The organism is Lachnospiraceae bacterium JLR.KK008 (assembly GCA_037015955.1).
GTDB lineage: Bacteria > Bacillota > Clostridia > Lachnospirales > Lachnospiraceae > VSOB01.
Genome location: CP143548.1, coordinates 1870139 through 1882151, shown reverse-complemented (window position 1 = coordinate 1882151; position 12013 = coordinate 1870139). Strand labels below are relative to the sequence as shown.

Annotated in this window: 7 protein-coding genes; all 7 read left to right on the top strand. The window is 44.4% G+C overall.

The features are described from left to right. Positions 1–10 precede the first annotated feature (10 nt). The 7 genes from V1224_09520 (at position 11) to V1224_09490 (ending at position 11649) form a co-directional block, all read left to right on the top strand. Positions 11–5461, top strand: a complete 5451-nt coding sequence (locus V1224_09520; GenBank protein ID WWR14744.1) for a leucine-rich repeat protein — start codon at positions 11–13, stop codon at positions 5459–5461. A 94-nt stretch (positions 5462–5555) separates the two neighbouring features. After that, positions 5556–5750, top strand: coding sequence for a hypothetical protein (locus V1224_09515; GenBank protein ID WWR14743.1), 195 nt, complete (start codon positions 5556–5558; stop codon positions 5748–5750). 84 nt (positions 5751–5834) lie between these two features. Next, the gene (locus V1224_09510; GenBank protein ID WWR14742.1) at positions 5835–6716 is read left to right on the top strand and encodes a hypothetical protein; all 882 of its coding nucleotides are present in this window, start codon (positions 5835–5837) and stop codon (positions 6714–6716) included. A gap of 978 nt (positions 6717–7694) precedes the next feature. Beyond that, positions 7695–8279, top strand: a complete 585-nt coding sequence (locus tag V1224_09505) for a hypothetical protein (protein WWR14741.1) — start codon at positions 7695–7697, stop codon at positions 8277–8279. Between the two features lie 587 nt (positions 8280–8866). Next, complete coding sequence (locus tag V1224_09500; protein WWR14740.1) at positions 8867–9040, top strand: ribbon-helix-helix protein, CopG family; 174 nt, start codon at positions 8867–8869, stop codon at positions 9038–9040. A 253-nt stretch (positions 9041–9293) separates the two neighbouring features. Beyond that, a complete protein-coding gene (locus tag V1224_09495) occupies positions 9294–10613 on the top strand; it encodes an IS30 family transposase (GenBank protein ID WWR14739.1) in 1320 nt (439 codons plus the stop codon). A 259-nt stretch (positions 10614–10872) separates the two neighbouring features. Next, positions 10873–11649 carry a Rha family transcriptional regulator gene (locus V1224_09490; protein WWR14738.1) on the top strand — a complete coding sequence of 259 codons (777 nt, stop codon included), beginning with the start codon at positions 10873–10875 and terminating at the stop codon, positions 11647–11649. Positions 11650–12013 lie beyond the last annotated feature (364 nt).

Sequence of the window (12013 nt, the reverse complement as noted above, 5' to 3'; positions counted from 1 at the left end):
GAGTGTAAATATGGCAAAGGGAGAAAAGAAAAAAAACAGAAAGCTGCGCAGGAGGGCGCGCAAGACGACGGCAGTTGTGATGCTGATCACTTCGATCATCGTAGCGGCGATTCCGGTGCCGGAAAATACGGCGGCTCCGCAGTTTGCAGGTCCCAAGGCGGTGGTTACCGGTCCCGATGAGGCAAATCTGGAGCATCGTTATGATTATCAGACCTATGCGGTGAATGCGGATTATAATGCAGCGGCGGATCAGGCGTTCCGGGATGCAGGCGGAATTGACAATCGTGAAGCGTCAAGAGATGCGGTAAAAGCAGTTACAGTGGCAAAGGTGGATGATATTACGAGACTGAGCCTGAAGCCCCCGGGTGGTGTGACGCCGGAGAAGTTTTCTTATGTGTTTGAATTCGGCGGTCGCTTTATTTACCAGCAGGATCAGTTTGAATTATATGAAAGCGGCAGCTCTGCCGTGATCACTGATTATAATACGAATTACAACATGTTGGACGATCAGGTGGGGACGACAGAGATTGAGATTCCAAACTTTCTCTGCAAAGACTATGAGGTCGTAACTCATGCGGAGATGCTGCAGGGAGCGTTTGCAGACAAGAGGCAGAAGGGATTTATCGTTACGTTAAAAGATCCCATTGATTACAGCAGCATTGAAAAGATAGCACTTAACGGTGTTGAGTTTTCCGATCTGCGGGTACCGGCTCTGATGAATGACGGTGCAAATGGGTTGACGGAACATAATACGCTGACGGTTACACCGAGAACAATGTTTGACATTGTTCGTAAATATTTTGCTGAAGAGTATAATGCGTATAAAGCGAGGTATGATGCCTGGATCGCTGATTCAGATCCGAGTCATACTGCGCAGACATGGACAGAAAAGCTGGAACTGAACTTTGCCAATCTGACAGAGAATCAGGTTTTGGAGTATTACTGTGATATGACCTGTACAGTGAAGGGAGTTTCCTTGTCAGGCTGTGTTTTGAAGCGGGTGTATCAGACGGGCGATCAGAATACGATCCGATATATTCCGCAGGCGCAGTCGAACAATGTCTCCGGCTCTTTGGAAGTGGATGCCAATGCGGAAAGTAACGTTGATAAGACCGGCGGTTTCGTATGTGGCGATATCAGCAATTCAATCACAGGAATAGCTGACTATGCGTTCTTTGGAGTGCGTAACCTGACAAAGCTGATTCTGCCGCCAAACTTACATAATATTGGTGACAGTGCGTTTGAACATTCTTTTATTCAGGATCTGACAGGTCTTGGTGTACAGTCCGTCGGTAACCGGGCGTTTAAGAATTCCGAGTTAAAAACGTTGAATTTTAGAAATGCCAATGGAATTGGTACGATCGGTACGATCGGGGCGGAGGCGTTCAGCGGGACAAAGCTGGCAGAGTTTGAGATACCGAACAGTCTGGGAGAACTGGGACCGGGTGCCTTTTCCAAGTGTGGTACTTTGCAGAAGGTATCTGCAGAGAGTATTGATATTCAGTGTGCGATCGGTAAATTTTCATTTTATGATTGTACGGCTCTGGCCACTGTAGACTGGAACGGCTCGGGTTCCAAGATTCAGAAGATAGATGACGCGGCCTTTGCGCTCTCTGAAGGAAACGGTAGTTTGAAAGAGTTCAAGTTTCCGGATCTTGGAGCGGACAGTAATACTGGTACTGCCGGTGATGGGACAAAATTCCTTGGTAATTATATTCTGGCAGGGCAGGACAATTTAGAGACAGTATATATGCCGCATTCGACCTGGGCGGGAAATACGAGGACGGAGTTTTCGCTTCCAAAGTATACGTTTGTGGACTGCCGTAATCTGAAGTATGTGGATTTCACCGGCAACGATCCAACCAATTCTCAGTATGGACGTACGGTAACTTATGATCCGTTTTTGTTCTGGGAGGTGGAGAATAAAGAATTTCGGGTACGGGGACCACAGTGGTTTGCCACGAGTGATCCTGCAAGACCGAGAAAAGCTACCTGGGCTGCGGCAACGCTTGTGAGCCAGCAGGTGCCATATATTTATTACAATCAGGAAGAGCGGGTCGATTATTACGAGATCGACGACAAGTCGTATGTCAACGCAGTCAATACGGAATCTGGGATGCTTGTGTCAGTCATTACGTCCGACCACAATGATGGCACCAATACGGTAGTTACGATACCGGCGAAAGTAGGCGATACGGCGGTAACAGGGATCAGTACCGACTGCTTCCATCAGGATGACGGAGAGGTTATGGAAAATATGACCGGTCTTGTCATTGAGAGCGGTGGTAAGATTGCCTCTATAGCGGATAAAGCCTTTGAGAATTTCCCGAAGCTGACATATATCGATCTGGGTGACAGCGTGACAACGGTCGGTAACAGTGCATTTGCAAACTGCGGCAGCGGTCCGGGATTTGGCAATAAGACGGTGGAAGTGTATTTCCGTTCTCCGGAGGCTGAGGGTGCCAAGGACGCTTATTATGAAGCGTTTAAGATGGGGACTGATGCGTTTAAGTCTGCCGGGAATCCGGTGGCATTCCATGGCGATATTAAAAATAAATTTGCGCCTTTTACGTATGCAATGACAACAACTATCAATGAAGAATCCGGTTTGAACGTTTGTTATTATTCTTTGTCGCCGCAGAATCTGACTGTTCTTGTCGACAGAACAAGAGGCGAGGACGGTAATCCGATTATGGTTCCCACACTTGTGGATTATCCACATTATGCGGATGTCAATGAGGACAATGCGGAATTCATTGCGGAGGCGGAGGCATCTTTAGAGAGCCGATATATGCCGAAAGAGTTTGACAAATTCCGTGTTCTGTATGCGAAAGCACTCATTGACCGTGCGAACGGTGTGGATGGTGCAGATGAACAGCTTGAGTTGTGCGACGGCCCATGGAATAATTATCAGGGGGCTCCCGCCGATAAGATGATATTTGAGTATAATGGGAAACATTATCGGATTGATGCTCCTTCCAGCACGCATCCTGACGGTTGCATTACGGAAGTTACAGTAGATGCGGATGGAAATGTGACGGCAGATAATTCTGTAGCCGTGAATGAAGGACTTGGCAGGTATTATGCAGATCATACGTATGATATTCTGAAAGTATATGAAAACGCCGTGAATGGTACCTATGACGGGGCAGAGCCGGAGACTGGTGACTCTGCAGATCTCAGGGATTTGAAAAATGCAAAGAAGAATGTGGAGACGGTTCCGTTTGCCAAAGGTACGGCTATTGTGGAAGCCACTATGTATATCACGGTTCCGGAAGGCGTCCGGTCGATCGATGCGTATTCCTATTACAGAGATGCCGCCAACAGTACCAACAGAATGTACTATTTGAGTGATGTCGGAGATAAGTATACGAACTCCGGCGGCGCGGACGGTGCGGATGAGGGCGTTGTGCCAGGCCTGTTCAGCGGATGGTTTGACGAGGATCTGCCGGAAGATAAAGAAAAGAAGATCAAGGGAAATGACCATATCAAAGAGATTATTCTCACTGATGTGGAGGAACTTCCGGACTATGCTTTCGACAGCTGTGAAGCGTTGGAGAAAGTAGAGCTGGGCAATCTGAAGAAAGTGGGAAATGCACCATTCAGGGGCTGTGACAATCTGAATGATCTGAAAGGAAGTGAAGACTGTCCGGCGCAGAATTTGATTCTGTATTCCAAACATACGGATGGCAGTCTGATTCTTGAAGAATGTCTGCCGCAGAAAGAAGGGGTTGTGAATTCTGCTTCCGATCCCCTGCTGAAGGATGTATCGCATATACAGGAGTCTGCATTTGAAAATTGTAATAAAATCGGTTCGGTAGATCTCAGCGATCTGACGCGGCTTGATACGATACCGAAATATGCGTTTAAAAACTGTGCAAAGCTCGATTCCGTGTTGCTGCCTACTTCTATTAAGAAAATACAGGAAGAGGCTTTTGCGAGGCCAGACTTTTTGGATGAAAATGGGGAGCCGGTCAATGTTCCGAGCCTTACCGTTACAGTTCCGGGCAGAGAAGTGTCTGTCCATGACGAGGCTTTTGACCATTCGGAGAGAGTGACGATCCGTACGTACAGAGACAGTGCAGCAGCTTCCTATGCGGAAGATAATGGCGTAAGAGTGGAATATCTGGAAGAAACCTACCGTGTATGTTTCTACGATTATGATGGAAGTCTGATCGGAGAACCGCAGTATGTGGAGGAGGGCAAAGACGCCATCCTGCCTGACAGCCCTACCAGAGAGGGATACCGGTTTACAGGCTGGAAAGGTAGTTTTGAAAAGGTATATGAAGATCGGGTTATCATTGCCCAATATGAACCATTGAATAACGGAAATAACGGGGGTCCGGATGATCCAAATAATCCGGATAACCCGAATAACCCTGATGATCCGAACAATCCGAGTAATCCGGGAAACCCCAATGATCCGAACAATCCGGGTAACAATGGCAGTAACAGTTCGGATGATGACAATGACGACGATGATGATGACGACGATGACGATGATGATGACATCCATACCGTAACTGTCATCAACGGAATGGGAAGCGGGCGTTATAAGAAGGGCCGTACGGTTACAATTACGGCTAATCCGGCGCCAGAGGGACAGAGCTTCCATTATTGGACAACAGAGTCAGAAAATGTAGCACTGGCTAATGCGCAAAATTCTACGACAACGTTTACAATGCCGGACAATCGTGTTACGGTAACTGCACATTACAAGGATGGTTCCAGCGGAAACGGGACTACTTACAGTACGACTGCCCCAGTCGTGGGAACGGATAGCAATACGGGTACGGGCAGCGGTTCCGGAGACGGCAGTGGAGGAAGCAGTGGCACAGGAGACGGCACGGATGGTACGGTAACAACGATAAATGACACGACGCCAGATACAAATACGACTGTGATTGTCACGAAGCCCGGATTTTCCAACACAGATCTTGCTTCTGCCACGGTGGAAGGCTCTGATGATAACTTTATTGTCAGAATTACGGAAAGTACCGTTGCGGACGAAGCAGTGCAGGCTGCACTGATCAATGAGTTTGGCAGTTTGGACAATATTGTATATACGTCGATGGACATCTCTTTGTATGATTCCACGGGGACGGTGCAGATTGCAGATGCTTCCGGCTTGCAGGTGAATATCACATTGCCCATTCCGGATGGACAGATTGCTTATGCCGGAAACAATAAGGCGGCAGGTGTCGTGGATGGGACTCTGGATAAGCTGAATGCCCGTTATAATACGATCGACGGTGTAGACTGTATTTCCTTTACAGCAACGCACTTTTCACCTTATACGATCTATGTGGATACGGCGAATCTGACTGCGGCTACCGATCTTTCGCCACAGACAGGAGATCCGATTCATCCGAAATGGTTCCTTGCGATCGGGCTTGCATGTATTTCTGTTCTCTTATTCATGAAACGGGATGATAAGTCCGGTGCGAAAGCGGCAGTGTGATCACTGACCAGAATGCCTAATTATGACAGAATGAATTGATAAGTGACAAATACAGACTCTCGGCATAAGATAATAAAAAAGCCGGGAGTCTGTTTTGTTACGTGTAAGAAAACAGGTATATTGCAGCGGTGCGTATACCGGAAAAAATATTACGGCGGCAGTTCTGGATACCGGGATCGCATGGCATCCGGATTTTGACAGCCGTATTCTTGCATTCTCTGATTTTGTGAATGGGAGAGTAGGGCTGTATGACGATGATTCGCATGGGACTCATGTGATTGTTTCTTAGCACAATAAGATATGTAATGGATTTTGGACAAGCTGCTTAGATTTCAAGTTGGCTTTATTTTACCATTACTGTGTTGGAGAGGCAATGAGAAAGTTAAAAGCCGGAATCATAGACAAATTAATAAAGGCAAAAGTTACCGGTGCAGAGATCGATTTTCTTCTCTGGCTTTCGCATCATCAGAATGAAGAAGGAAAAGTGCGGGGCGTCTATTATAAGGATGTGGTTGCCGATCTGTATATTTCCTATCAGACTTTTTATAACGTGAAAAAGAGCCTGGCAGAGAAACGGATCATCGAAGTGTCCAAAGACAGCCGGTTTTACGATGACTGGGAGATCCAGATCCTTGACAATGATTTTTCCGGAGAAGAATTGCAGCCAGGGAGAACGACGGACAGTTATCTGAATACCGGGTTGGACATCTTCTACCGTCGGGAATTTTATACCATGAAAGCCAATGAGAAGCTGATGACGATGCTCTATGTTAAGATCGCCGGCGCCGGCAGTCCGAACTATCATATCGGAACCGCAAAATTTTTTGAGAAGTATACGAAACTTCTTTGCGTGACAAAGCGCACGTTGCAAAATTATCTCACCGGGATCCGCAGGTGGTTCTCGATCGGGATCAAAGACAGGACATACTGGATCAATCCGCTGCGGAAAAAGGTATACAGAGAGAACGGCCGCAGTGATAAGAGCGAAAGGGCAGGGCAGATCGCCGGCAGCCTGTGCCGCCGGTTCCGTCTGGAGGAAGCAGGAAAAGCGTATGCGGCCATCAAGAGCCTGGCGGAACAGTATACGTATAAAGTCAGGATCGATCTGGAACCGGCGCTCATGGAGGCGCTGCGGGATCATCTGATCCATATAAACGGCAGCATTCTCCCACGCAGATGGCGCCGGAGGCGGATCAATGAAAAGTACCTGCATCAGCTGTTGCTGGAGCGGCTTCCGGAGGGAGCTTATGCTTAAAATCAGATAGAATCATCCCATAGCCTGTCGGACAGGCTTTTTCGCGTAGAGAAAATCCGGAACATAACAGGAAAGATTCTTGTTATCTCCAGATTTCGTAATAGAAAGAAGCGATTGCCAGGGAACGGAAAGGATGACGAAGGGCGCCACATATTGTAGCGCCTGTTTTTTTATGTTTGAAAGAAGAAATGATTCCAATATTACAGAAAAAAAGTTCTGATCAGGAAAAGAAGATTCCAATTTTACCGTATAAAAATATGAGGTATTCCATTTTCATAACATAAAAATGAAACTGGTTCCAAAACCATAGTAAAAAGGAAGGAAATCATTCCAAAAGCGTACAGAGAGGAAAATCCGGGAATGCAGGAAATCAGGGTGTTTGCAGACAAAATGGGAGGAAGTATATCTTCTCTTCTCTATATCACATCCGTATCACCATGCTGGTGATATATCACATCTGCGCACAGCGCAGCAGGAAGCAAGTTTCGCTTGTTATAATAACAAGCGTTCTCACTTTTCGTCTTCTGTGGCAACGGACGCTGGCCCCGCCGCCCACCGCCCCATGGGACCCGCGGCCGGGGCCTTAACGCTGGGTGTGATAAGAACATGGACAAGGAAGATGGGTAATGTTGTTGCCATTAGTTCGGGAGAATATTGTTGTAAACAGGAATGGATTTTTGTATAATAAAAGAAATAACAGGAACAGTTTTTATGTTTTCTGTTGCCAGGAATGAGGTTGAAAAGAATTTGTACACAAAAGAACAGCTGCATCAACAAGATTTGGAACGTCTGAAATTACTCCGGTATATAGACGACGATTTTATGACGGTTTGCCTGGAAGATAATGTGGAAGGTGTGGAGCTGATACTTCGGATCATCTTAGGACGGGATATAAAAGTCAGGTCGGTACGGACGCAGGAACTACTGAAGAACCTTCAGGGACGTTCCGCTATTTTAGATGTTCATGCAGTTGACAGTATGGGAAAAGAATTTGACATAGAAATTCAAAGGTCAGACGCAGGGACAGGCGCAAAGAGGGCAAGGCATAACAGCAGTCTGTTAGACGCATATATACTAAGGCCCGGAGAAAATACAGAGGATATTCCCGACAGCTATGTAATTTTTATTACAGAAAATGATGTGATGAAAGGAAATCAGTCAATTTATTCGGTAGAGAGATATGTCACTATCGGAGAACATAAGGTATTGTTTGGTGACGGTTCGCATATTCTATATGTGAATGGGAAATATAGGGGAGATGATGAAATCGGAAAGCTGATGCACGATTTTTCATGTACCGATCCCGACGAGATGGAGTATGAAGCACTTGCCGGAAAGGCAAGATATTATAAGAAGGAAAAGGAAGGAGTGGCGGCCATGTGTAAAATGATGGAAGATATGAGGAATGAAGCTGCAAGAGAAGCGGCACAAAATAAAGCAAAGAAGATGGCTATTCGTATGATTAAAGCAGGTAAAATGTCACTGGAAGATATAGCTGATTATACAGAATTATCTCTCGAAACAATAAAAGAATTGGCAAGCCAATCAATGCAGTTAGCATAACAGCAAAACAATTTAACATCAAAATAACAGCGTAAAGACGTATGGAACAGTAAATTTGTTAAACCATGCGTTTTTTGCATTGAATCGGGATTGATATTGTACTCATGTAGATATTGTAGAAGCTGCCCCTTTTAATGTAGGACATACCGGAATGTACCGGGGGGGGAGGGTAGGGGTGCATTTGTTTGCGAGAAGCAATATTATTATCCAGGCAGTTGGGAAGAACGTAATCTCAAGATAAAATGATAAAATTTGAAGTATGAAATAAGAAGTATATGAATACCTTCTGTCTTACACAATAAGTGGGAGGTATTTTTTTATTAAAGTTTCTGACAGATGTCTTCAGAGCCGCTTGTTTTGTAAGCGGCTCTTTTCGTGTTACTGTTGACATCCACTCTCAGGGGCAATGTCATTCAGTTAAAGAATTATCTTGTTTAGTTAAGGTTAATCGGAAATTGCACATTGAAAAACTAAATATAGCAGAACAGCTTTTTAAAGTTTGTACAAAAAAAATATCATTTTCCCTATTGACTTTCGAGCGTGCATTTAATATACTTTATGTGTGCTTAAAAGTGAGGTGATGAAAATTGAGTCCACGCACAGGCAGACCAAAAGTAGATAACCCTATCAATATACGGACAAGCGTTCGGCTTGACAAAGAAACTGATGATAAGCTGAACCAATACTGTATAGAGCATGGAATCACAAAAGGAGAAGCTATCAGAAAAGGGGTTCATCTTCTTTTGAAAAAAGAAAAATAGAGGTTGCTCCCACTTCCAATGATTGCAACCTCTATACACATCACTTCCAAAAGGGAAATGATAAATCTATCATATCATTCTCTTTCGGAAAATTCAAGTAGAGAGGCGTGATGATATGCAGACTCTGAAATGAAATCTTAAATTCCACCTTCTCAAACTACAGTAGCATTTACCTCTGCATAAGTAGAGTTTACTTCTTCATACGCTTATGATATGATTCCTCTGCTTTCTGACAGCAGTAGAAGGAGAAATCATGAGCAATCTTATACCTGGCAATCAAAAACATCTCTCCTTGCAGGATCGGCTTTACATTGAAAAAGCCCTTTCCTCTGCAACATCCTTTAAAGACATTGCACGCTTCCTCTGCAAAGATCCCTCTACCATTTCTAAAGAGGTCAAAAAGCACCGGCTCAGCGACTGGTATCACAAGGGCACCTTCTACAATGCCCATAACTTCTGCATCCACAGATATCACTGTCGAAAAACAAATGTCTGTGGCAAGATCATTCTTTGTGGGATCAAGTGCACCTCCTGTCCATCCTGTAACCAGACATGCAGAGATTTTGCCCGGGAACGATGCGGCCGTCTGGACAAGGCCCCTTATGTCTGCAATGGCTGCGACAAGGCGCTCCATAAATGTACCATCGCCCACAAATATGTGTACGATGCCCGTTTTGCACACCGTAAATACACTGAGACCCTAAGCTCTTCCCGAAGCGGCTTAAACATGACAAAGACCGAACTGGCAAAGAAAGACAAGCTGGTTTCCCATCTGGTCTATCAAGGACAGTCCCCTTATCAGATCGTGGCAAACCATCCGGAGCTGGATATGTCCGTCCGTTCCGTCTACACCTACATCGATAAGGGACTCTTTACAGCCAGGAATATCGACCTGAAACGCAAGACGAAGTTCCGGCCCCGCAAGTGCCACAAAACACAGATTACCAACCGTGAAGTGTTTTCAGGCCGCATGTACAGTGATTTTCTCCTGCTCGACCCGGACTATAGAGAGAGGGCCGCTGAAATGGATACCGTACATTCTTCGAGAGACTCTAAAAAAGTACTGCTCACTTTCTATCTGCGCAAGGAAAAGCTGTTTCTTGCCTTCCTGATGAACCGATGCACAACCGGCGCTGTCCGCATAGTCTTTGACCGGCTTAAAAACCGTCTGGATACCGATTTCCATCTTCTGTTCCATACCGTCCTTACAGACCGGGGTTCGGAATTCGGTGACCCAGACTCTCTGGAAACCGACATATACGGAGAAAAATGCTCCAGCGTCTTCTACTGTGACCCTATGCGAAGCGGACAAAAAGGCGGTGTTGAAAACGCACACACCCTGCTCCGGATGGTTCTCCCAAAAGGCACCAGTTTTGAATTCCTGACCCAGTGGGATGTGAACCTGATCGTAAACCACATCAACTCCATGCCGCGGGAAAGCCTTGGCGGGCGCACTCCTTATGAAGCAGCATTATGGACTTATGGGGCCCGCACTTTAAAAGCACTTCAGCTTAGACCGATTCCTCCCGATGAAGTCAACCTGACGCCTAAGCTGATACGCTTTAACCACTAACCACCACAAAAAATCTGCTGTCAGACAGGAAATAGACTTTTCACATTTCATATGTTCGGCTGGTGGAATTCAGTCTTGCACACTGCATTTCCAGCGGTCTGTTTGTCATGTCATCCATTCGATTATTTTGCAGGAAGTTGCTTCTATTATAAACGAATTCCTATCAATTTGCCTAAAAAAATTTGATAAAATCGCCAACTATTAAAATAGGGTGGAATTTAGTCCTGCACTGGAATTTACTTTTTCAAGTCAGCATGATATGCAGACGATAGAACAGACATTAGACAGCCGAGAAGTAGCCGAAATGATAGAAAAAGAGCATAGCAAGCTGTTGAGAGATTTGCGCAGATATGAGGAACAATTTATTGAAGCCAAAATTGGATTCAATGATTTTTTCCGAAATTCAGAGTATAAAGACAGCATAGGAAGGACGCTCCCTTGTTACAAGGTTACAAAAAAAGGCTGTGAATTTATCGCCCACAAGCTGACTGGAACAAAGGGAACCATCTTTACAGCAAGATACATAAACCGCTTTCACGAAATGCAGGACATTCTTTCAAAGAAAGAGACTGAACTGGAATTACCGTGGTTTATCCGCAGATTTAGGGGAAGATATATCATGCTGTTTCGTGACTTCAAATCACTAACCGGAGTAGAAATTTTTGGAAACTACACCTCAATGAAAAGACCGGACAGATTACAAGGCGGTCTTGACTATAATGGTTGGGGATGGTACACAACAGTCAACATGGAGGAATTTAAGAAAGAATATGGTTTTGACTATGGGTCTGATAAATGCATGAATTATCTTTATCCACGTGGAATCAAAAGAGCATTGGAAATATACAGACGAGAGCGTGGAAGAAAGATAAATCAAGAATCCTATGATATGATTGCAGACGGATTAAAGTCTATCGAACCACCTAAGAAAGAGATAGCAGTAGATAAACATTATGGTTTGCCTGTTCGTATCAATATAGTTTTGGGGGAGGAATCAATGCAGATAGAAAATAATATAAAAATACAAAATATTTAATTCAAGAAAAATATCTGAATTTTCACAATAAGCGAACACAGGTAAAAATAAAGAATAACAGACAACAAGAAATACTTTGAAAGTGGCAGTTCTGAGGAAAATTGGAACTGCCACTTTTTATAATTTTAAGATAGTCTATGAAATTTTTATTAAATCACATTTTTTGATTTAATAAATTTAATTTTTTAAATTTGAAAGACAATTTCCAAAATACCTTAACTTAACAGAAAATTATTTTAGCTTAATGACATTGCTCTCAGGGGTGGGTGTTTTTGTTTTGCATCAAATTTCAGGATAAGGATTTGGGTTATACTAGGGCATTTTTCTAAAAAAAATATAAATAAATCAAAATGAACTTGACAAG

Coding starts and splice junctions, on each gene's coding strand:
- V1224_09520 (WWR14744.1), top strand. CDS start 11: ATGGCAAAGGGAGAAAAGAAAAAAAACAGAAAGCTGCGCAGGAGGGCG.
- V1224_09510 (WWR14742.1), top strand. CDS start 5,835: ATGAGAAAGTTAAAAGCCGGAATCATAGACAAATTAATAAAGGCAAAA.
- V1224_09505 (WWR14741.1), top strand. CDS start 7,695: ATGGGAAAAGAATTTGACATAGAAATTCAAAGGTCAGACGCAGGGACA.
- V1224_09495 (WWR14739.1), top strand. CDS start 9,294: ATGAGCAATCTTATACCTGGCAATCAAAAACATCTCTCCTTGCAGGAT.
- V1224_09490 (WWR14738.1), top strand. CDS start 10,873: ATGCAGACGATAGAACAGACATTAGACAGCCGAGAAGTAGCCGAAATG.